Annotated in this window: 22 protein-coding genes; 6 read left to right on the plus strand and 16 right to left on the minus strand. The window is 74.2% G+C overall.

Annotation, left to right across the window (positions count from 1 at the left end; all coding sequences use genetic code 11):
• Nucleotides 1-104: 104 nt before the first annotated feature.
• Nucleotides 105-1,073, minus strand: coding sequence for an acetylxylan esterase (locus tag CG747_RS04880; protein WP_100600352.1), 969 nt, complete (start codon nt 1,071-1,073; stop codon nt 105-107).
• A 179-nt stretch (nt 1,074-1,252) separates the two neighbouring features.
• Here CG747_RS04880 and CG747_RS04885 point away from each other — a divergent pair, with 179 nt between their 5' ends.
• Nucleotides 1,253-2,116, plus strand: coding sequence for a hypothetical protein (locus tag CG747_RS04885; protein WP_100600353.1), 864 nt, complete (start codon nt 1,253-1,255; stop codon nt 2,114-2,116).
• Between the two features lie 56 nt (nt 2,117-2,172).
• Here CG747_RS04885 and CG747_RS04890 read toward each other — a convergent pair whose 3' ends face one another.
• The 7 genes from CG747_RS04890 to CG747_RS04925 all read right to left on the minus strand — a co-directional run bounded on the left by CG747_RS04890 (nt 2,173) and on the right by CG747_RS04925 (nt 11,477).
• Nucleotides 2,173-3,015, minus strand: a complete 843-nt coding sequence (locus CG747_RS04890; protein WP_100600354.1) for an amino acid ABC transporter ATP-binding protein — start codon at nt 3,013-3,015, stop codon at nt 2,173-2,175.
• Between the two features lie 59 nt (nt 3,016-3,074).
• The gene (locus CG747_RS04895; protein ID WP_100600355.1) at nt 3,075-3,866 is read right to left on the minus strand and encodes an amino acid ABC transporter permease; all 792 of its coding nucleotides are present in this window, start codon (nt 3,864-3,866) and stop codon (nt 3,075-3,077) included.
• Entirely contained in the window at nt 3,866-4,642 is a 777-nt protein-coding gene (locus tag CG747_RS04900; RefSeq protein ID WP_100600356.1) for an ABC transporter substrate-binding protein, read from the minus strand. Before CG747_RS04900 ends, CG747_RS04895 begins: the two co-directional genes overlap by 1 nt.
• Nucleotides 4,643-4,947: 305 nt before the next feature.
• On the minus strand, nt 4,948-5,883 hold the full coding sequence (gene mmuM, locus CG747_RS04910) for a homocysteine S-methyltransferase (RefSeq protein ID WP_100600358.1): 936 nt from the start codon (nt 5,881-5,883) through the stop codon (nt 4,948-4,950).
• Between the two features lie 37 nt (nt 5,884-5,920).
• Nucleotides 5,921-6,802, minus strand: a complete 882-nt coding sequence (locus CG747_RS04915; protein ID WP_100600359.1) for a YceI family protein — start codon at nt 6,800-6,802, stop codon at nt 5,921-5,923.
• Between the two features lie 227 nt (nt 6,803-7,029).
• Nucleotides 7,030-8,352 carry an SWF or SNF family helicase gene (locus tag CG747_RS04920; protein ID WP_100600523.1) on the minus strand — a complete coding sequence of 441 codons (1,323 nt, stop codon included), beginning with the start codon at nt 8,350-8,352 and terminating at the stop codon, nt 7,030-7,032.
• Between the two features lie 86 nt (nt 8,353-8,438).
• Nucleotides 8,439-11,477 carry a DEAD/DEAH box helicase gene (locus CG747_RS04925; protein ID WP_100600360.1) on the minus strand — a complete coding sequence of 1,013 codons (3,039 nt, stop codon included), beginning with the start codon at nt 11,475-11,477 and terminating at the stop codon, nt 8,439-8,441.
• Nucleotides 11,478-11,626: 149 nt separating this feature from the next.
• Between CG747_RS04925 and CG747_RS04930 the strand changes: the two genes are divergently transcribed.
• Nucleotides 11,627-11,809, plus strand: coding sequence for a hypothetical protein (locus tag CG747_RS04930; protein ID WP_100600361.1), 183 nt, complete (start codon nt 11,627-11,629; stop codon nt 11,807-11,809).
• Between the two features lie 58 nt (nt 11,810-11,867).
• Here the strand turns inward: CG747_RS04930 and CG747_RS04935 are convergent, their stop codons facing one another.
• On the minus strand, nt 11,868-12,665 hold the full coding sequence (locus CG747_RS04935; RefSeq protein WP_100600362.1) for a hypothetical protein: 798 nt from the start codon (nt 12,663-12,665) through the stop codon (nt 11,868-11,870).
• Nucleotides 12,666-12,794: 129 nt separating this feature from the next.
• On the minus strand, nt 12,795-13,118 hold the full coding sequence (locus CG747_RS04940; RefSeq protein WP_374701737.1) for a hypothetical protein: 324 nt from the start codon (nt 13,116-13,118) through the stop codon (nt 12,795-12,797).
• 92 nt (nt 13,119-13,210) lie between these two features.
• On the opposite strand from CG747_RS04940, the gene CG747_RS04945 reads away from it, so the two are divergent.
• Nucleotides 13,211-14,128, plus strand: a complete 918-nt coding sequence (locus CG747_RS04945; protein WP_100600363.1) for an oxygenase MpaB family protein — start codon at nt 13,211-13,213, stop codon at nt 14,126-14,128.
• A gap of 52 nt (nt 14,129-14,180) precedes the next feature.
• On the opposite strand, the gene CG747_RS04950 is transcribed toward CG747_RS04945, so the two are convergent.
• Nucleotides 14,181-14,792: a class I SAM-dependent methyltransferase gene (locus tag CG747_RS04950; RefSeq protein WP_100600364.1), complete on the minus strand. Its 612-nt coding sequence runs from the start codon at nt 14,790-14,792 to the stop codon at nt 14,181-14,183.
• The gene (locus CG747_RS04955) at nt 14,789-16,285 is read right to left on the minus strand and encodes a cytosine permease (RefSeq protein ID WP_100600365.1); all 1,497 of its coding nucleotides are present in this window, start codon (nt 16,283-16,285) and stop codon (nt 14,789-14,791) included. Before CG747_RS04955 ends, CG747_RS04950 begins: the two co-directional genes overlap by 4 nt.
• Before the next feature lie 260 nt (nt 16,286-16,545).
• Between CG747_RS04955 and CG747_RS04960 the strand changes: the two genes are divergently transcribed.
• Complete coding sequence (locus CG747_RS04960) at nt 16,546-17,145, plus strand: ATP/GTP-binding protein (RefSeq protein WP_100600366.1); 600 nt, start codon at nt 16,546-16,548, stop codon at nt 17,143-17,145.
• Between the two features lie 67 nt (nt 17,146-17,212).
• Here CG747_RS04960 and CG747_RS04965 read toward each other — a convergent pair whose 3' ends face one another.
• Nucleotides 17,213-17,641 carry a PPOX class F420-dependent oxidoreductase gene (locus CG747_RS04965; protein ID WP_100600367.1) on the minus strand — a complete coding sequence of 143 codons (429 nt, stop codon included), beginning with the start codon at nt 17,639-17,641 and terminating at the stop codon, nt 17,213-17,215.
• 167 nt (nt 17,642-17,808) lie between these two features.
• Between CG747_RS04965 and CG747_RS04970 the strand changes: the two genes are divergently transcribed.
• Both CG747_RS04970 and CG747_RS04975 read left to right on the plus strand, forming a co-directional pair.
• Complete coding sequence (locus tag CG747_RS04970; RefSeq protein WP_100600368.1) at nt 17,809-18,216, plus strand: roadblock/LC7 domain-containing protein; 408 nt, start codon at nt 17,809-17,811, stop codon at nt 18,214-18,216.
• 82 nt (nt 18,217-18,298) lie between these two features.
• Complete coding sequence (locus CG747_RS04975; protein WP_257980218.1) at nt 18,299-19,189, plus strand: DUF6397 family protein; 891 nt, start codon at nt 18,299-18,301, stop codon at nt 19,187-19,189.
• A 69-nt stretch (nt 19,190-19,258) separates the two neighbouring features.
• Here the strand turns inward: CG747_RS04975 and CG747_RS04980 are convergent, their stop codons facing one another.
• The 3 genes from CG747_RS04980 to CG747_RS04990 form a co-directional block, all read right to left on the minus strand.
• A complete protein-coding gene (locus CG747_RS04980) occupies nt 19,259-19,504 on the minus strand; it encodes a hypothetical protein (protein ID WP_257980219.1) in 246 nt (81 codons plus the stop codon).
• A gap of 239 nt (nt 19,505-19,743) precedes the next feature.
• Entirely contained in the window at nt 19,744-20,058 is a 315-nt protein-coding gene (locus tag CG747_RS04985; RefSeq protein ID WP_146022040.1) for a hypothetical protein, read from the minus strand.
• A 135-nt stretch (nt 20,059-20,193) separates the two neighbouring features.
• The gene (locus CG747_RS04990; protein WP_100600372.1) at nt 20,194-21,114 is read right to left on the minus strand and encodes an acyl-CoA thioesterase II; all 921 of its coding nucleotides are present in this window, start codon (nt 21,112-21,114) and stop codon (nt 20,194-20,196) included.
• Between the last annotated feature and the right edge of the window lie 28 nt (nt 21,115-21,142).

Raw genomic sequence — 21,142 nt, forward strand, 5'->3', positions numbered from 1 at the left:
TCCCGGCCGCTTGGGGCCCCGGTGCGCTGCCGCATGGTAATCCGCGCGCCGCGGGGCCCGGGCGGCCTGTGGACGACACGCGTGGCGCACGCCGGCCGGCGCGGTCAGTCGTCGAACAGCTTGCGGAGGAACCGGATCTCCGCGGTCCGCTGCGCGCCCCCGCCGCTCTCATGGGCGTTGAACCGCCAGACCTCCAGCTGTTTGTCGCCCGCGTAGTGGTGGTAGGCGGCGAATCCGGTGGACGGCGGGACGATCTCGTCGCGCAGGGCGGTGCCGAAGAGTGCCGGGGCGGTGGCGCGGACCGCGAAGTTCAGGCCGTCGAAGTGGTCGAGGGTGTGCAGCGCGGTGTCGATGTGGTCGCGCCGGCCCGCGAAGTAGCGGGTGAGTTCGCCGTACGGTCCCTGGTCGGTGACGTCCAGGGCGCGCCGGATGTGGGTCAGGAACGGCACGTCGATCAGTGCGCCCGCCAGGCCGGGCACCAGGCCCGCGACGGCCAGTGCGAGGGCGCCGCCCTGGCTGCCGCCGGCGACCACGATCCGTCCGGCGTCCACCGCGGGGTGTCCGTGGGCGACCTCGACGGCCCGTACGGCGTCGGTGATCAGCCGCCGGTAGTAGTAGGTGTCGGGGTCGAGCAGGCCCTGGGTCAGCTTGCCCGGTACGCCCGGGTGGACGACGGCCTCGGGGTCGGGGGTGTCGCCGGGCCGGTTGGGGCCGCTCTGGCCGCGGGTGTCCATGACCAGCGTGGCGTATCCGGCGGACGGCCACAGCAGCCAGTCGTGCGGCAGCATCCGGCCGCCGCCGTAGCCGAGGTACTGCACCACGCACGGCAGGGGGCCGGCGGCCGTCCGGGGGCGCAGGAACCAGCCGCGGATCCGGTGCCCGCCGAAGCCGGCGAACTCCACGTCGTCGGTGTGCAGTTGGGTCAGGCCGGTGTCGGCCGCGGTGAAGCGGGGGGCGAGGTCGTGGGTCCGGGCCTCGTCGAGGGTCCGGAGCCAGAAGGCGTCGAAGCCGGGCGGCTCGGGCAGGGGAGGGCGGTAGCGGCGGAGTTCGTCCAGGGGAAGGTCGGTGAACATGGCGCACCTCCGGGCAGTGAGGCGTACACGTCGGGCACGTTAGGGTCTGTCCGGGCGATCAGGACCGGGAGCCGTCCGTACGGTGCCGCGGGTCGCAGGCGGTCCCCACCGGCGCGGAGGGCTCGCCCCGGATCGGCCACCGCGTCCTCGACTCCCATCAAAGAAGCGACATTTCCGCCATGAGCTTTCCCCCGCCTCCGCCGTCCAACCAACCGCCGCAGCAGCCGCCCCAGGGGGCGCCGGGCGGCTTCGGTCCGCCGGGCGGCGGGTACGGGCCCGGCGGACAGCAGCCGGGGCCGGGCGGTTACGGTCCGGGCGGTTACGGGCCGTCGGCGCCGCCGACCGGGCCGTCGCCCGCCGGGCCGTACGGTCCGCCCGCCGGGGGCTTCGGGCCGCCCGGGCCCGGCGGTCCGGGCGGGTGGCAGCAGCCGCCCGCCCCGCCCTCCGGCGGCGGCAGCGGCACCACGATCGCGCTGATCATCGGTGCCGGTGTGCTGGCCGTGGCGCTCGTCGTCGGCTGCGTCATATGGGCCAACAGCGGTGACGGCGGCGGCAACCAGGCCCGGCCGTCCACCGGCCCCACGGCGGGCCCCACACCGGCGGCCTCCGACTCCGGCCTTCCGTCCCCGTCCGACTCGCCCACCGCGACCCCCAGTGGCCCGGAGACCACCGCGTCCTCGTCCAGCGGCCGCACCGTCGCCTTCTACGCGCTGAAGACCGGCGACTGCTACGACATCCCGCCGGGCGGGAACGGCGGCAACAACGCGTCGGCCTCCTGCACCGGCCCGCACGACGCCGAGGTCGTCTTCGTCTACACCCTGCCCGGCGGCCTGGCCTCCGCGGCCGAGATCAAGGACAGGGCGTCCGCGCTGTGCGCCTCCGAGCTCCAGTACAAGGCGTCCAGGCAGCCCGCCGGGACGGCCGAGGGCACCTATGTGCAGTTCCCCAGCGCCAACGGCTACAAGATGGGCATCAAGTCCGCGGTGTGCAGCCTGACCGGCAACCACAGCGGCACCAGGAAGCTCACCAAGCCGCTGCGCTGAGCCGGGCCGGCCGCCGGACGGCGGGGTGGACACGGGGCGGGTCGGTGCGGGTCGGGTCAGGGTTGGGTCGACGGTTCCGTGACCGGCCCGGTCCCGTCGGCCCCGCCCGTCCCGTCCGCCCCGCTCGTCCCGTCCACCTCGGTCGCCGCCGGGTCCAGCACGCGGGACAGGAACGCCCGGGTCCGCTCGTGCCGGGGCGCGCCCACCACCTGTGCCGGGGCGCCCTCCTCGACGATCAGCCCGCCGTCCATGAAGACCACCCGGTCGGCGACCTCCCTGGCGAAGCCCATCTCGTGCGTGACGACCAGCATGGTCATGCCGTCCCGCGCCAGTGACCGCATGACCGCCAGCACCTCGCCGACCAGTTCCGGGTCGAGCGCGGAGGTCGGTTCGTCGAAGAGCATCAGCTGCGGATCCATCGCCAGTGCGCGGGCGATGGCCACCCGTTGCTGCTGCCCGCCCGACAGCTGCGCCGGATAGGCGGCCGCCTTGTCGCCCAGGCCGACCCGGGCCAGCCGGTCGCGGGCGATCCGCTCGGCCGCCGCCCGGTCGCGGCGCAGCACCCGGCGCTGGGCGATCGTCAGGTTCTCCAGCGCGGTCAGGTGCGGGAAGAGGTTGAAGGACTGGAACACCATGCCGATCCGGCGCCGCACCCGGTCGATGTCCACGTCCGGGTCGGTGACCTCGGTGCCGTCGACGGTGATCCGGCCGGCGGTCGGCTCCTCCAGCAGGTTCACACAGCGCAGCAGCGTCGACTTCCCGGAGCCCGACGGCCCGATGACGCACACCACCTCGCCGCGCGCCACCGAGAAGTCGATCCCGCGCAGCACCTCCAGCGCACCGAACGCCTTGTGCAGCCCGCGCACCTCGATGGCGTTGCCGTCGCCGCCGTCGGCCATCCCGCCCCCTGCCCGTCGCCCGTCCGGTCGTTCCGCTCCCCGTCCGCGCACCCGCCCCGTCACCGGGCCCTCGCCGTACGGGCCTCCAGCCGCCGGACCACCTGGCCCAGCGGAAGGGTGATCACCAGGTACAGCAGCCCCGCGACCAGCACCGGGGTGAGGCTCTTGTGCTCGTTCAGCGCGTCCCGCCCGAAGTTGGCCAGCTCGAACTGGGAGAGCGAGAGCCCCAGCAGGTACACCAGTGAGGAGTCCTTCGTCAGCAGGATCAGTTCGTTGGTGAGCGGCGGCAGGACGATCCGGAACGCCTGCGGAATGACGATCGAGACCATCGCCCGGCCCTGTGACATGCCCAGTGAACGCGCCGCCTCCGTCTGCCCCTTGGGCACCGCCTGGATACCGGCCCGGACGGTCTCCGCCATGTAGGCCGCGCCCACCAGCCCCAGCGACAGCATCACGGTGACGCCCTGGTCGAGCGCGACCTGGAAGGCCAGCGGCACCCCGAAGCCGAGCGCGATGAACACCAGGAGGGCGGGGATCCCGCGGAAGAACTCGATGTAGGTCACCGCGATCCAGCGGTACGGCGGCACCGACGACAGCCGCATCAGCGCGAGCAGCAGCCCGAGCGCGAGCCCGAAACCGAACCCGAGCAGGGTGTACCGCACCGTGTTGACCAGCGCGGTGGTGACGATGTCCGGGAACAGCGCCCGCGCGACGGAGACGTCGAAGAACGCCGACCCCAGCCGGCGCCAGTCCGCGGCCAGGGCAAGGGCCGCCACCGCGGCGGCCAGCACGCCGTACTGCGCCCCGCGGACCAGCCGTGCCCGGCGCCGCCGCGACGGGTGCCAGGGCATCAGCCGAACCACTTCCGGTGGATCCGGTCGTAACTGCCGTCCTTCATCGCCCGCGCGAGGACCTTGTCGATGCGCTCCCGCAGCGCGTCGTTCCCCTTCCGGACGCCGAATCCGTAGTGCTCGCCGGTGTCGAACTCGGCCGCCACCCGGGTGTCCTGGTTGTGCTTCACGTAGTCGAGGAGCACGCCGTTGTCGTTGATCCCGGCGTCGACCTGACCGGACCTCACGGCCGTCAGCAGCAGGCCGACGTCCTCGAACTCGACCAGTTCGACGCCCTTTGCATGGGCCTTGGCGTAGAGCGCGCCGGTCGTGGCCTTCTGGTAGCCGAGCTTCCTGCCCCGCAGGTCCTCGATCTTCCGGATCGGGGCACCGCGCTTCACCAGCAGCGCCTGGGTGGCGTCGAAATACGGGGCGGAGAAGTCCATGACCTTCGCCCGGGCCGGCGTGATGGTCATGCCCGCCGCGGCCAGGTCGCACTTGCGGATGGCGAAGTCCTGCCCGGTCTCGATGCCTTCGAAGGGGGTGTTGATGATCTGCTGGGTGACGCCGAGGTCCTTGGCCACCAGGTCCACCAGGTCCACGTCGAACCCGACGACCTTGCCGTCGCGCGTCACCTGGAAGGGGGAGTAGGGGAGGTGGGTGCAGGTCAGGAGCGCTCCGGGGCGGACCAGTTCCGGGCCCTGGCCCGGGCCGGCGGGCGCGGTGCTGGTGCATGCCGCCAGGAGGGCGGCGGCCGCGACGGCGGCCAGAGGGGGCAACGCGGAGCGAGCGGTCACAGGGCCTCCAGGAGTGCCGTGACGGTCAACCGGGCCGGGGGTGCCGTGAGTTGGCCTGCATCCTGCCATCGGCCGGGGTTCCTGTCGCCGGTGCGTCCGTTGCGGCTGGGTAACGTCGGCCCGCTGGTGCGCCGTTCCGGCGGGCGGCGACCGGCTCGGCGCAGGGTCCGGAGCCGGCCGAGCGGGGGCAGGCCCAGGGGCCGGGCCACCGAACGGGAGGCGTGGTTGGCGGCGGTGGTGCGGTGGAAGAGCACCTGCTCGTGCCGGGTTGCGTGCTGCGCCCGGGCGGCGACGGCGGCCGGCGGTCAGCGGCCCAGCGCCGCCGCCAGTTCGGCGATGGTGTCCGGGCCCACCCGGCAGCAGCCGCCGATCAGCCGGGCGCCGGCCGCGACCCAGCCGGCCACCCGGTCGGCGGGGAACGCCGGACTGCCGAGCCAGGCCCGGGCCGTGGCGTCCCAGGTCTCCCCGCTGTTGGGGTAGACCACCACCGGTTTGCCGGTGACCCGGGCCGCGATCTCCACCGCCCGGTCGGCGTCGTCCGGTGCGCAGCAGTTCACCCCGACCGCGATCACCTCGTCCGCGTCCGCCGCCCCGGCGAACGCCTCGGCCAGCGGCTGCCCGGCGCGGGTGCGGTCGCCGGCGACGCTGAACGACAGGTAGGCCGGGACGCCGAGGCCGCGGACCGCCCGCAGCAGCGCCTGCGCCTCGTCCGCGTCGGGCACGGTCTCCAGGGCCAGCACGTCGGGTCGGGCGGCGGCCAGTACCTCCAGGCGCGGCCGGTGGAAGCGCTCCAGCGCGTCCACGGACAGGCCGTACCGGCCGCGGTACTCGGAGCCGTCCGCCAGCATCGCCCCGTAGGGCCCCACCGACGCGGCGACGTAGAGAGGCCCGGTGACCCCGCCCGCCTGGGCCCGCGCGGCGGCCTCGCGGGCCAGTGCGACGCTGCGGCGCAGCAGCCCGGCGGCCTCCTCCGGGCCGGTGCCGCGCCGCGCGAACCCCTCGAACGTGGCCTGGTAGCTGGCGGTGAGGGCGACCTGGGCGCCCGCTTCGTAGTACGCCAGGTGGGCCCGCAGTACGGCGTCGGGTTCCTCGGCCAGCAGCCGGGCCGACCACAGGGTGTCGCCCAGGTCGTGGCCGTCGGCCTCCAGCTGGTTGGACAGTCCGCCGTCGAGGACGACCGGTCCCGCGGCGAGCGCCTCGGCGAACGGCGGCGACGGCGGTCGGGACGACGGTCCGGTCATGGGGACACCCTCTCTCAGTACTGCTCTTCGAGCTCTCTCAGTGCTGCTCTTCGGGCCGGACCGCCTGGATGTCCAGCTCGACCCGGATGGTAGCGCCGATCGCGGCGATGCCCCTGGCGAGCATCTTGCGCCAGTCCAGGGTGAAGTCCTCGCGGTGCAGTTCGGTGACGGCCTGGCACGCGGTGCGGGTCTCGCCCGCGATGCCCGTGCCGATGCCCAGGTAGCGGGTGTCCAGTTGGATGGTGCGGCTGACGCCGTGCAGGTGGAGCACGCCCTGCACCGTCCAGCGGCCGCCCCCCTTGTGGACGAACCGCTCGCCGGCGAACTGGAGGTACGGGAAGCGCTCCACGTCCAGGAATTCCGCCGACCGCAGGTGGTCGTCCCGCATCCGTACGCCGGTGTCGATGCTCGCCGCGTCGATGGTGACCTCGACCCGCGAGTCCTGCATCCGTTCGCCGATCCACAGTCCGCCCTCGAAGCGGTTGAACCGGCCGTGGATCTCGGCCAGTCCGATGTGCCGGGCGGTGAAGCGGATGGCGCTGTGGTCGGGGTCGAGCCGCCACTGGCCGGCGTCGGGCAGTGGCAGCGCCGGCGCCAGTTCGAGGGTGACCGAGCGGGGCGCGGTCCGCTCGCCCGCCGCCACCTCGGCCTCGAAGCGGGCCGGCCGGAAGCCGTCGGAGGTGACCGCGAGCCGGTAGCCGCCGGGCGGCAGCGTCACCGTCAGCCGGCCGTTGGGGTCGGTCCGGCCGGCCGTCGCCTCCCGGCCTCCGGAGTCCCGGACCGAGATCCCCACCCCGGCCATCGGGAGTCCGACGGGATCGTTGACGCACAGGTCCAGTGCGCCCGCCCCGCGGGGGAGGGACGGCTGGGTGCGGTGCGGCGTGCGGTCGCGCAGACGGTGGAGGAAGGCGAGCGGCATGGCAGGACGGGGCCCCATCGGTCGGATCGGTCTGACAGCGGACAGTGGACAGCGGGCGTGCGGGCACGAGCTGTCGTGGCCGGGCGCAGGCGGGCGGCGCCGCGGAATGAATCGCACGAAAAGGGTGCGGATTCGGTTTCATCCTGTCATTGGTGGCGACCTGAAACGGTCATCAGTGTCAAGGTCTGACCAAAGGTGATGTTTCTCGCACCATGGGGGGATTCCCCCTAGGAACACCCCTCCGATACGTCCGCCGCGACGCCCGCCAGCGCCGCCGCCGGATCCTCCGCGGCCGGGCCGGCCGGCGCCCACCGCCCACCCTCCTTGCGGAACGGCCACCAGTGACCGTCGCGCCCGAAGCGCAGCTGGACGTCCCCGCCGACGACCGTCCAACGATTGCCGGCGGCCCGGAACCGCGGCCGGGACGCCTCGTCCTCCCAGGCGGCCGCCAGCCGGTCCCGCAGACGGGACAGCACCTCGGGCGCCGGCGTCCACTCCTCCTCCAGGGCCGCCAGCCCGACCGCACCGCCCACCTGCCAGGCCCGTACGGCCAGCGCCAGGCCCCGCGCATCACGCCCCGAACCGTCCGCCAGCCGCGCCGCGACGGCCGCCCCGGGCCCGGCGGCCGCCAGCCGCACCGCGTCCTGGGAGGGTGTCAGGGCGGGCACCGGCGGACTGTCGGCGTGCCCGGGGGAGAGCGCCTCCGCCAGCAGCCGACGGGCGCGCGCCGCCGCGTCCTCGACCAGGAACTCCAGTGCGTCCGCCGCCACTCCGGGCGCCGGCGGGGCACCCCCGCCGAGCACCGGCGCCGGGCCGGGGGCCTCGACCGGCGGCGGTGGCGGGGGCAGCGGCGGCAGGATGTCGCGCGCCGCGTACGCCTCGGCCGCCGGGACGCCCGCCGCGGCGGGCCCGTCCGCGGCACCGGCCGGGCCCGCCGCCCCGGCCCGGGACGCGCTGCGCCGCTGGAGCTCGTCCAGCAGCTCCTCCTCGCCCCGCCCGCGCAACAGCAGCAGCACGAACGGGTCCTGGTCCAACAGCCGCGCCACCTGGTAGCACAGCGCCGCCGAATGCGCGCAGTGGTCCCACGCCTCGCAGGCGCACTCCGGCTCCAGGTCCCCGATGCCCGGCAGGAGTTCGACCCCGGCCGCCGCCGCGTCCTCCACCAGGACCGGCGGGATGTCGCGGTCCAACAGGGCCGCGAGGTGCCCGGCCCGGTCCGCGACGACGTCCAGCAACCGGTCCCAGTCCGCCGCGGTCAACTGCTGGAGCAGGACGTCGGAGCGGTGCCGGGTGTGGTCGCGGTCCTGGACGACGGCGGTGATCCGGCCGGGGCGCACGGAGACCGCGCCGACCGCCCCGGCGCGGGCGTGCCGACGGCCCGCCTTCACCTGCGCCCCGTCCAGCGCGGTGTCCTCCAGTGCCCTGAGCCACGCCTGCCCCCACCAGGTCTGTGCGAAGCCCCGGCCGCGCGCCACCGGCAGCGCGGCGAACGTCCGCTCCGGCCCCGCCCCACCGGTCCCGCTCCGGTGCACCGCTTCCCCGTCCGCCATGTCCCCGTCCGCCATGCCCTCGTCCGTCCTGTCGTCGTCCGTCGTGACCCCGTGCGCCCGGCGGTCCGCCCGCCTCCCCGTCGTGCTCACCGCTCGCTCCCGCGCAACGCGACCAGGTCCGCCAGCTCGGCGTCGGTGAGTTCGGTCAGCGCCGCCTCCCCGGAGCCCAGTACCGCGTCCGCCAACTGCTGCTTGCGGGTCAGCAGCGCGGCGATCCGGTCCTCGACCGTGCCCTCCGTGATCATCCGGTGGACCTGCACCGGCTGGGTCTGCCCGATGCGGTAGGCCCGGTCGGTGGCCTGGGCCTCGACCGCCGGGTTCCACCAGCGGTCGAAGTGCACGACATGCGACGCCCGGGTGAGGTTCAGGCCGGTGCCTGCCGCCTTCAAGGACAGCAGGAACACCGGCACCGCCCCGTCCTGGAAGCGCCGCACCATCTCCTCCCGACGGGCCACCGGCGTCCCGCCGTGCAGCAACTGGGCCGGCACCCCGCGCGCCGCCAGGTGCTCCGCCAGCAGCCGCGCCATCTGCACGTACTGGGTGAACACCAGGACGCTCGCCCCCTCGGCGAGGAGGGTGTCCAGGAGTTCGTCGAGCAGCTCGGCCTTCCCCGACCGGGCGGCGAACCGCGCGGTCCCGGTGTCCGGCCCGCCGGGCGGCTCCTTGAGGTAGTGCGCGGGGTGGTTGCAGATCTGCTTGAGCGAGGTCAGCAGCTTGACCACCAGCCCCCGCCGCGCGAGCCCGTCCGCCCCGGAGATCTCGCCGAGTCCCTCGCGCACCACCGCCTCGTACAGCCCGGCCTGTTCCGCGGTGAGTGCCACGGCCCGGTCGGTCTCCGTCTTGGGCGGCAGCTCGGGCGCGATCCCCGGGTCGGACTTGCGCCGGCGCAGCAGGAACGGCCGCACCAGCCGGGCCAGTCGCTCCGCCGCCGCGGCCGCCTCGGGCGACCCCGCCGCGCCCCCCTCGACGGCCTGCGCGTGCCGCCGCCGGAACCGGCCCAGCGGTCCCAGCAGCCCCGGCGTCGTCCAGTCCAGGATCGCCCACAGCTCGGACAGGTGGTTCTCCACGGGCGTCCCGGTCAGCGCCACCCGGGCCTTCGAGGGGAGCGTGCGCAGCGCCCGGGCGGTGGCCGAGAAGGGGTTCTTGACGTGCTGCGCCTCGTCGGCGACCACCAGCCCCCAGCCGGCCTCCGCCAGTCTGGCGGCGTCCATCCGCATCGTTCCGTAGGTGGTGAGGACGAATTCCCCGTCGGCGAGGTCCGCCAGGCTGCGCCGCCCGGCGTGGAAGCGGCGCACCGGCGTCCCCGGCGCGAACTTCTCGATCTCCCGCTGCCAGTTGCCCATGAGGGAGGTGGGGCAGACGACGAGCGTGGGTCCGGCCGACTCCGGCTCGGCCTGCCGGTGCAGGTGCAGGGCGATCAGGGTGATGGTCTTGCCCAGGCCCATGTCGTCGGCCAGACAGCCGCCGAGGCCGAGTGACGTCATCCGGTGGAGCCAACCCAGGCCGCGCACCTGGTAGTCGCGCAGGGTGGCGGCGAGTCCCGGGGGCTGCCCGACGTCCGGGCCCGGTGCGCGATCCGGGTCGGCCAGCCGGTCGCGCAGGTGGGCGAGCCAGCCGGACGCCTGGACCGCCACCCGGTGGCCGTCCTCGTCCTCGGTGCTGCCGGTCAGCGCGGCGCCCAGCGCGTCGAGCGGGGTGACCGTGCGGTCCTTGCGGTCCCGGGCGGCGCGCACCGCCTCCGGGTCCACCAGGACCCACTGGCCGTGCAGCCGCACCAGAGGGCGCCGGGCCTCGGCGAGCCGGTCCAGCTCCGCCCGGTCGAGCTCCTGGTCGCCGAGGGCGAACCGCCAGCTGAACGAGAGCAGCGCGTCGGCGGAGAGCAGCGACGGCGGTCCGCCGGCCCCGGGCCCGCTGCCGGCCACGGCGGCGTCCGGCCCGCCCGGCGGGCCCACCACGGCGCGCGTGGTCAGCGTCCGCGCCAACTCCCGCGGCCAGTGGACCCCGACCCCGGCGACGGCCAGGGCCGTGGCTGCCGGGCCCAGCAGTTCGGCGACCTCCTCGTCCGCCAACTCCAGTGCGTCGGGCACCGCGGCGGACAGCAGCGGCGTCAGCGGCGCCCAGGCGGCGGCCGCCCGGCGCAGCGTCAGCAGGGCCTCGGTCCGCGCCCGCGGCCCGAACGCCTGACCCGCCGGTGCGGTGCCCGCCCACACCTCGGCGGCGTCCGCGACGACCGCCGGGTCGGCCGCACTGTGGACCTGGACGACGGCGGTGAACGCGGGGGCCGGGGAAGGGGCGGATGCCGGTTCCGCACCGGCCGCGGCCGGACGCCGCCGGTCCGCCTCCGCGCCTCCCGGCCGGTCCGGCGCCGCCGTGCGCGCCAGGTCCACCCCGTGCACCTCCACCCGCAGCGAGAGCCGTACCCCCGCGTCGTGCCCGGCGGCGATCTCCGCGGCCCAGGCGCGCTGCTCCGGGACGTGCTGCGGGGCGGCCGCGGCGAAGGCCGGTCCACCGGCCGCCAGTTCGGCCGCGGGCGTACGCGGCAGCCCGTCGGCGACCGCGTCCAGGAACGCCCGCACGTGGCGCTCGGGGTCCGGCAGCCGGACGGGGGCGGTGCCGGGGAGCGGGGCGGCGTGCGCGTACGGCGGCATCGCGGCGGCCAGGTCGCGCAGCCGCGCCAAGTCGTCCGGGTCGAGCGGGCCGGCCCGCCAGGCGTCGTGGTCGGTGGGGCTGAGGCCGGGCAGCAGTCGGCCGCGGGCCGCGACCTGGAGTGCCAGGAGGGCGGCCGCGCCCCAGAAGGCCGCGGCCGGATGGGTGTGCCGCCCGGCGCGCATCCGGGTGAGGACGGGGAGCGCGGCGGCGATCGGCAGGACCAGGGCCGGCACGGCGCACACGGTGATGCCGTCGCCGCTGGCCGCCGCGTCGCCGTCCTCCGGCCCGGTGGGGAGGGCGACGGCCAGTTGCTCCAGTGCCGGTGCGCCGTGGGTGGTGGTGTCCAGGACGGGTCGGCCGTCCGGGCGCCAGAAGGCGATCCGCCCGAGCCGGGGCGGATCCGAGGGCAGGAAGAGCGCCGCGCAGCGGGACGGCTCGGAGAGTGGAAGGGGCGTGACCGAGGGGAGGGAAGCCACTGGGCCAGTTACTCCTCAAATTTGACTACTGGAGCGTGGAGCGCCCGAGGGTACAGCACGATCCGCCCCGTCAGGGAACCTCCGGAGCCGAACCGGCGTTCAATGGAATACGACAGAGCGCGGCGCGCGCCGCGGAAAGGGCGTGAAGGATGTCCACACAGGCGAAGGTCGCGATCGGCGGCGTCGCGGTGGGAGTGATCCTGCTGTGGCTGCTGCCCTTCTGGGCGGCCGTCTTGGTCATGGTAGGGATCTCGGCCGTCGCGTATCTGACGCTCGACCCTTCCCAGCGGCGCCGGCTGCGCCGGGTCGGCCGCAAGGAGCTGGGCCGCTGAGCCGGCGGCCCCGGCCGGTGCCTCGCCCCTCAGAGGCGGCCCCGGCCGGCCGCGGCCGTCAGACCGGGCGGGCCGCCAGCCCGTCCAACGACGCCAGCAGCCCCGGGAGTTCGGGCCCCCGCCCCACCGGGTGCACCTGTCCGGGCTCGTCGTCCAGCAGGACGAACGCGATGTCGTCGGTGCGGGCCACCATGCTCCACCCGGGCCCGTCGACCCGCAGCGTACGGGCCTCGCCCGCGGCGAACGACGACCGCACCCGGCCGGGCGGCGGCGGATCGGCGACATAGCCGCGGGCCTCCGCCAACACCCGCCGTACGCCCTTGTGCCGCTCCTCGCCGGGCTCCGCGAAGGCGACCTCCTCGACCTCCACCTGGGCCCGCCACGACGCCCACTGGAGCGCTATCTCGTCCGCGCCCAGCCGCCGCTGGGCCGGCCCCCAGTCCCCGGCGTCCGGCGGCGCCAGCGGCGCGCGGTCGCCCTCCTGCGGCTCCGGGTCGTGCGGCTGCGGCACCCCGGGAGCCGACACCGCAAGGGCCAGCGGCCACCCCGGCAGCGCCACGACGATGCTGTCCTCACCTGGCGACAGGTCGTACTCCATACCGCAGTCCCAGGCCGCGATCGCACAGGCCACCAGCGACACGTCCTCCGTGACCACGGTCCAGCGCGCCCCGGTGCCGTCCTGGCCGAGGACCAGCCCGTAGCCCTCCGCGTACGGTTCGAGGCCGAGTCCCGAGCACACCTCGGGGTAGTCGTCGCCGAGCACGCTCGGGAACTGCGCGGGCGTCAGCAGCACCGCCGTCAGCACGAACAGCTGATCGCCCAACTGGTCCTGGTCGGCGCTCTCGGTCGTCGGCACGCCGGGCCTCCTTGCATTGCGGTCCGCTTTCGCCGCGCACCCTAATTGGCCAGGTGCGGCCTTGTCACCAGCCGTACGCTGCGGTGATGCGATCGCGCCCCCGGTGGCGCGGCCACCGGCCGCCGCGCGTCAGGGCAGCGGCAGCCCGAGGAGGTCGTGGGCGACCTCCCGCGGCGACTGATCGCGCTCCCGCGCCAGCGCGAGCACCGCCCGGCAGGCGAGCTCGTGGACGCCGAAGGCCAGCGCCTCGGGCGACACCCACTCCGCCGCCTGCGCACCCCGCTCCTCGTCGCCCTCGGCGCCCGCCGCCACATAGCAGGCCGCCGCCTCGAAGAGATTGTGCGCACGCTCCGCCGCCGGGCGGCCGCCACGGCGGAGCACCGCGCGCCGTGCGGCCCCGATGCGTCTGCCGGGGTGCAGCACCCCGGCCATGTCGCGTATGAATCCCGCCATCCCGACCCCCGGCCCCTCGTCCGTCACCGTCGTAGGAGTCTGCCCGCAGCCCGTAGTGTGGGAACTTCGGCGGACGAAGGGACGGACAACAGGTGCGGCGCTACGACTGGTTGAAGGAGATCAGGCGGCTCGATCCGGAGCGCGACTTCTTGCGGATCTACCGCATCACCTACGCCCACGAGTTCCCCTGGGACATCACCAGGGCACTGGAACTGGCCCTCTACCGCACCTACGCCGTGCCGAGCGTCGGGCGGCTGCTCGCCGAGACCGCCGAGCTGACGGACCGTGCGCAGAAGCGCTACGACGACACCGTCCTCCTCCTGGACACCGTCCTGGAGCACGGCTTCGACGGCGCCGACGGGCGGACCGCGATCCGCCGGATCAACCAGATGCACCGCAGCTACGACATCAGCGACGACGACATGCGCTACGTCCTGTGCACCTTCGTGGCGGTGCCCATCCGCTGGATCGAACGGTACGGCTGGCGGCGGCTGAGCGAACACGAGAAGCGCGCCATCGCCGCGTACTACCGCACCCTGGGCCGCCACATGGGGATCACCGACATCCCGCGGACCCACCAGGAGTTCGAACGCTGCCTGGACGCCTACGAGGAGGAGCACTTCGGCTGGGACCCCGGGGCCCGGCAGGTGGCCGACGCCTCCCTGGACCTGATGGCGGGCTGGTACGGCCCGCTCGCCCCGGTGGTGCGCGGCGCGAGCCTGGCCCTCCTGGACGACGCACTGCTGGACGCCTTCCGCTACGACCGGCCCCGGCCCGCCGTGCGGACGGCGGTGCACACCGCCCTGAAGCTGCGCGCCAAGGCCGTGCGGCTGCTCCCGCCGCGCCGTGCCCCCCACTTCGCCCGGCAGAACCCGGAGATCAAGGGCTACCCCACCGGCTTCCGGGTCGCCGAACTCGGCACGTTCCCCGCGTCCCGGCGGCCGGGCGGCTGCCCCGTGCACCCGGTGGGTGGCGACGCCCCGCTCCAGGAGGACCCGGCGGCCTCGTGACGCGGGGCGGTCCGCCAGGGGGACGCCGGGGCGCCACGGCGTCCGGGGCGCCTCACCCCTGGCGGACCGCCAGCGCCAGATAGCGGGTGTCCTCGTCGACGTACCGGACGAGGTCCCAGCCGCTGCCGGCCAGGAGGGGGCGCAGGTTGGGTTCGGCCCGGAGGTCGCCGGGGGTGAGCGGGTGCCCCTTGCGCGCGGCGAGGGCCGCCCGCCCGACGGGATGGAAGAGCACGAGCTTGCCGCCGGGGCGCACCACCCTGGCCAGTTCGGCCAGTCCGGCCGCGGAGTCGGGCAAGTGGGAGACCAGCCCGGCGGCGAACACGGCGTCCAGCGCGGCGGGCGGCAGCGGGAGCCGGGCCACGTCGGCGAGCAGCAGGGCCGCGCAGGTCTCGCGTCCGGCCCGTACGGCGGCCGCCAGCATCTCCGGGGTGAGGTCGGCGCCCAGTACCGTCCCGCGCGCTCCCACGGCCGTTCTGAGGGCCGGGAGGGCGCGTCCGGTGCCGCAGCCGGCGTCCAGCACCCGCTGGCCCTCCCGCAGGTCCAGGGCGGCCACGCCGGCGGCGTAGGCGGGCCCGTCGTCGGGGAACTTGGCGTCCCAGCCGGCGGCGCGGGCGCCGAAGAACGCGCGGACCTCGTGCGGACGACTGGTCTGGGGGCCGCTCATCGGTCTCCTTCAGGTGTGGTGGGACGGCGGGCGAGCGGGGCGGTGGCGGCATACAGGACGCCCGCGACGAGAAGGGCGGCCACCACCCCGAGGTTCATGGCGCCCAGCGTGCCGTGCGCGGCGGCGCCGGTGAGCAGGAAGCCCGTGATCCGGGCGATGTTGGGGTCGGCGGACGTGATCAGGCCGAGCCCGACGGCGGTGGCGACGGCGAGCGAGAGGACCGCCGGCCACCTGACGGCGGGCACCGCGGACGGTCCGGCACCGGAACGTCCCTCGCGCCACCGCGCCACCAGGAAGACCGCCGACCATGCGGCCATCGTCACCCCGACGATCGACAGGAACGCCTGGAACGTGGCGAAGAAACTGGGCGAGACGAACAGCACGTACCAGCCGCCGACGGCCATCAGGACCCCGTCCACCAGCACCGCGAGGTGCCGGCGGACGGGCACCCCGAGGGCCAGCAGCGACATCCCCGAGCTGTAGATGTCCATGATCGCCCCGGAGGCGAACCCCCCGATGGCGGTGAGCAGATACGGCACCAGGAACCAGGTCGGCAGCGCCGCCGCCAGCGCGCCCACGGGGTCGGCGGCGGCCGCGGCGGCCAGCTTCGGGTCGCCGGCGTTCAGCAGCACCCCGAAGACCAGCAGCACCACGGGGGCCAGCACCCCGCCCAGCGTCGTCCAACCGGTGATCGCCCGGCCGCTGCTGTTGCGGGGCAGGTAACGGCTGTAGTCCGCACCGCAGTTGACCCACCCCAGCCCCAGGAGGGTCATCGCGAACACCACGCCCCCGACGGCCGTCCCCAGACCGCCCGGCCGACCCGCCACGAGCGCGGAGGGATGGATCCGGTCGGCCGTCAACACCAGGTATGCCGCGGTCATCACGGTGATCGCGGCGGTCAGGTACTTCTGCACCTTCATGATCAACGCGTGCCCGTAGACGCCCACGACCACCACCGAGACGGCGGTCACCGCGAAGCACAGGGCCTGCGCCCCGGTGGTCGGCGTCCGCCCGTCGGCCCGGGCGAAGACCGCCGGCGAGACGCGTGCCAGGATCGCGGCCCCGCCCAGCGAGGAGAGCGCGACCAGCACGGTCTCCCAGCCGACGTTGGAGACGTAACTGAACACGGTGGGCAGCTTGTTGCCCTGCCGCCCGAAAACGGCCCGCCCGATGACCATCGTGGGCGCCCCGGTCCGCGCCCCGGCCACCGACACCAGGCCGACCAGGACGAACGACAGCACGTAGCCGATCGCCCCGGTGACCACCGCCTGCCAGGCATTGAGGCCGAGGCCCATGACGTAGGCCCCGTAGGCGATGCCCAGCAGTGACAGCCCGGAGCCGGCCCACGGCCAGAACAGGGAGCGGGGCGTGCCGTGCCGCTCGGCGTCCGGCACCGGGGCGATGCCGTTGCGCTCCACCGCCGTGGCCGAGGGGGGTACCGCGGCGGACGCGGCGCGCCGCTCCGGTGACTGCGCCGCCTGCTGCTGCGTCATGCGCACATGATCCCCCATGGCCGGTGCTCCGGGGGAAACGCCTGTGCGACGGAGACCGGCGGCAGGACGTGGCCGGATTGCACAGCATGTCCCGATGCCGTGGCGGCTTTTGCGAATTCGAGGAAATCCTGATCAGCGGACGGTACGGTCCTCGCCATGGATTTCCGGACGGCACCCGGTGCCGCCGCCGGCCCCATCGTTGTGCCTCGGATCCGCACACCCGCACCGCGCGGGACCTCGCACCCTGGAGGAGACGGCCCATGAACGCCGTACAAGGGACCCCGGAGGACAGAGCCCCCGGCCCTGCCCCCGATGTGGCCCTGAAGATCTTAGTCGCGGGCGGTTTCGGGGTGGGCAAGACGACCCTGGTGGGCGCGGTCAGCGAGATCCGCCCGCTGCGCACCGAGGAGCGGCTCAGCGAGGTGGGCCATGCGGTCGACGACACCGGGAAGGTGGCGGACAAGACCACCACCACGGTGGCGATGGACTTCGGCCGCATCACCATCCGGTCGGGACTCTCCCTGTACCTCTTCGGCACTCCGGGACAGGACCGCTTCTGGTTCCTGTGGGACGACCTCTCGGAGGGCGCACTGGGCGCCGTGGTACTGGCCGACACCCGCCGCCTGCCGGACTGCTTTCCGGCCATCGACTACTTCGAGCGCCGCGCCCTCCCCTTCGTGGTGGCCGTCAACTGCTTCCCAGGGGCCGGGTCCTACGGGGCTGACGAGGTCTCCCGCGCCCTGGACCTGGACCGCGGCACGCCCGTCGTGCTCTGCGACGCCCGCGACCGCGACTCGGGCAAGGAGGTGCTGGTCCGGCTGGTCGAGCACTCCGCCCGACAGCTGGACTCGGTCGGCTGACCGGCCCGTGGGGCGGGCGCCCGACGCCCTGAGGGCGCGGCCCCCGGAGGGCCGCGCCGCCCGCCCCTCAGTCCGCGAGCGCGGCGACCGCGACCGCCTTGTCGATGCGGACCCGCACCAGCAGCTCGCCGGGCACGCCGTTGCGGGCGCCGTACTCCTCCGCACGGTCCTCGCCCATGTAGCGGGCCGCGATCCGGGTCGCCCAGTGCCGGACCTCCGACAGCTCCTCGCCGAGTTCCGCCGTGCCCTGCACGACCACGAAGGAGAACGGCGGCCGCTCGTCGTCGACGCACAGCGCCACCCTGCCGTCGCGGGCGAGATTGCGGCCCTTGACCGTGTCCCTCCCGGTGTTGAAAACCAGCTCGTCGCCGTCCATCAGGAACCACACCGGAGCGACGTGCGGGCTGCCGTCCGCCCGCACGGTCGACAATTTTCCGGTTCGGGTGCCCTCGGAAAGGAACGCCGACCACTCGTCCTTCGTCATTGTGTGTGCCATGTCGCTCATCCTCGCCGCCGGCACACGCCGGAGGTATGTGGCACGCCGCGGTGCGGAGCCGCTTGCCGAGACGGCGGAGGTGGGACAGGCTGGCACGGCGGCTCGCCGACGGGCTGCGAACTACCGTCCGGCCACGGCGGCGGACGGGGATACGGGGAGGAAAGGGCATGGCACTGAGCAGCGGACTCGACTGGCTGCTGGACGACCTGACCAAGCGGGTGGAGCAGGTACGGCACGCCTTGGTGCTGTCCAACGACGGGCTGGTGACCGGCGCGAGCCAGGGGTTGGAGCGGGAGGACGCCGAACATCTCGCGGCGGTCGCCTCCGGACTGCACAGCCTCGCGAAGGGGTCGGGGCTCCACTTCCGGGTCGGGCGGGTGCGTCAGACCATGGTCGAGTTCGACGACGGGGTGTTGTTCGTGACGGCGGCTGGGGACGGCAGCTGTCTGTGCGTGCTGGCCGGCGCCGACTCCGACATGGGGCAGATCGCTTACGAGATGACGCTGTTGGTCAACCGCGTCGGGGAGCACCTGGGCGTCGCGGCCCGCCGGCCGGAGAGTTATCCACAGGTCTGAGACGCGCGTTGACGCTACGTCATCGCCCGCGGCATGGTCGTAACCATCAGTGATCGACGACCGAGTCGCAGGGGGAAGCACCATGACGATGACAGTGATGTGCGACGGGCGGCAGACGCTCTCGACGACGCAAGCCGCGCAGGAACTGGAGCTGCGGACCGGCGAGTGCGAACTCGCCACCCAGCTCGGAGAAGTACGGACGGTCCCGGCCGGGACCGCCGACCGGCCGGGCAGCGCCGGACGGCCCGCCCGGCGCCGGGTGCCGGCCGAGGAGATCGCCCGGCTCCAGGCCGAGCCGGGCTTCCCCGAGGGGCTCCGCGCCCGGCTCCGCACGGTCACCACCAATGAGGCGGCCGCCCTGATGGGCATCGGCCCCGGCCGGGCCCTGCGGCTCACCCGGGCCGGCTGCGTGAGTCCCGTCCGCTTCTACGTGAACCGCTTCGGCGCGGTGGTCTGGCTCTATCTCGCCTCGGAGATCACCGAGTTCGCCGACCGCGAGCCGGAGCTGCTGCAGGGCGACACCCCCGCCGCGATGCGGGTGATGCTCACCAGCGGGCAGGACTGGCGGGGCCGGCAGTGGCGCAGCCGCCGGGTCGCCCAGCTGATGGGCCGGACCGACGATCCGTGGGAGTCGGCCGCCGTGATCGCCGCCGTCCTCCCGCCGGAAGAACTGGCCTCGGTCGCCGACGACCCGCTGGAGCGCGCCCTGCTGCGCCGCCTCCGGCCCACCCTCGCCTCCGCGATCACGGCGACGTCCGCGGCCCGGGAGTCCTTCGAACGGACCCTGACGTCCGAGGAGTTCGACGAGGTCCTCTGGTACCGGGTCAATCTCTCCCGCGCCCTGGAATCCGCCCGCCGTGAGGACCCCGGCCGGGTCCGCCGGCCGACCGCCGCCCGAACCAGCCGACCCGCGAGCCCGCAGAACAGTCTCTCCTGGACGCAGCGGCCCAGAAGTCTCTCCGCGCATGCGTAGCCCCGGCCGCAGGCGGCGGGCTGCGGCGGTCGGGGGCGAGGTCGGCGCGACGGCCGGTGCCGCCCGCGGTCACCGCCGAGGGTCCGAGGCGTCCCCGCGATCCGCCAGTACGGCCCGCGCGATCGTCGACAGGGTCAGGGCCCGGTCCTCGCCGACGACGAGCCAGCCCTTGTCCAGCAGGGATTGCAGCAGCGGGCGGACCTCGTCGCCCAGTGCCTCCGCCACATCGTCGTCCGCAGGAGGTGCGCCGGCCCGGAGGCAGGCGGCGACATGGCGGACGACGGCCTCCTCCGCCGGGGTGAGGGTGAAGTCCATACGACGAGCGTAGGCGGTGCGGCGACCGCCGCCCATGCACCCATCAGCTGCCGAGCGCGCGGAACAGCCCTTTTGGGGATCGGCCTTCCAGGCCCGCAGCACACTCTTGAATCTTCGATGGGCTGGAGGGGGCCAGGGGCCAGTACCCGGTTGCAGATCGTGATCTTGCTGGGCGGGTGCCAGGTCCTGGGGCGAACCGATCCCCGCCCCGATCGGTCCGGTCCGATGCGCTTGCCGTCTCAGCCGGACTGGTCAGTGGAGGGGCTGATGGCGCTGTCCGTGCCGTAGAAGCGGCCCTGGTCGCAGAGGGCGTCGATCTCGGCGTTGTCTGCCTCGCTCAGTTGCGCGTCCAGCGAGAGGCTGATGACGCGTCGGGCGTGGGCCAATCGCCGAGCGACATCCCAGTCGGTGATGAACTTGCCGACGGTGTAATCGTCGGCGGTTCCGGACGCCTGGCGGGATCCGAGTCGGTCGAGGGAGACGACGAACTCGTTCAGGTCCTGCAGTACTGCGACGACGTCGCTGAGGGGCATGCGGATCTCTCGGGAGGACATGTCCATCAGCAGATTCAACTCCGGAGTTCGTGCTCGGGCCCAGATCCTGATCTTGGGCGCAGCGCGGCTTCAGCTCCTGAGGTCCTGGGGTCCTGTGGTCCTGGGGCCCCGGGAGCGTCGCACCGCGTCGGGGGGCTACCGAGTGGTCGTCCCCGGAGTCTTCTCTTCGCTGGACCCGTCCATGTGATGCGGACCGTAGGGACGCAGGAGCCCCTCCTGCACGACGGATACCAGCAGGCGCCCGGCGCGGTCGTAGATGCGGCCGCGGGCCAGGCCCCGGCCGCCGGTGGCGATCGGGGACTCCTGGTCGTAGAGGAACCACTCGTCCGCCCGGAAGGGGCGGTGGAACCACATCGCATGATCGAGGGAGGCCATGTCGAAGCCACGCGGGCCCCACAGGGGCTCTATCGGGATGCGGACCGCGTCCAGCAGCGTCATATCGCTGGCGTAGGTCAACGCGCAGGTGTGCACCAGCGGGTCGTCGCCGAGCGGTCCGACGGCGCGCATCCAGACCGCGCTGCGCGGTTCCGCGCCCTCGATCTCGTCCGGCGACCAGCGCAGCCGGTCGACGTATCGGATGTCGAACGGCTGCCGGCGGGCCATCCGCTCCAGCGCCTCGGGCAGGCCGCCCAGGTGCGCGCGGACCTCTTCCGCGACGTTCGGCAGCTCTTCCGGGTCGGGAACGGCCCGGCGCATCGGCAGTTGGTGTTCGAAGCCGGGTTCCGGCTTGTGGAAGGAGGCGGTCAGATTGAAGATCGTGCGTCCCTGCTGGACGGCGACGACGCGACGGGTGGTGAAGGACCGCCCGTCGCGGACCCGCTCGACCTGGTACACGATCGGTACCCCCGGCCGGCCCGGCCGGAGGAAGTACGCATGCAGCGAGTGGACCGGGCGGTCCCCTTCCGTGGTCCGCCCGGCGGCGACCAGCGCCTGTCCGGCGACCTGCCCGCCGAAGACCCGCTGGAGGCTCTCGTGCGGGCTGCGGCCGCGGAAGATGTTCACCTCGATCTGCTCCAGGTCCAGCAGATCGACCAGCTTCTCGGCCGGATTCGTCATGACCGGTGGTCCTCCGTCGTCTCCTTCG

It is taken from the genome of Streptomyces sp. CB02959 (assembly GCF_002803155.1).
Lineage (GTDB): Bacteria > Actinomycetota > Actinomycetes > Streptomycetales > Streptomycetaceae > Streptomyces.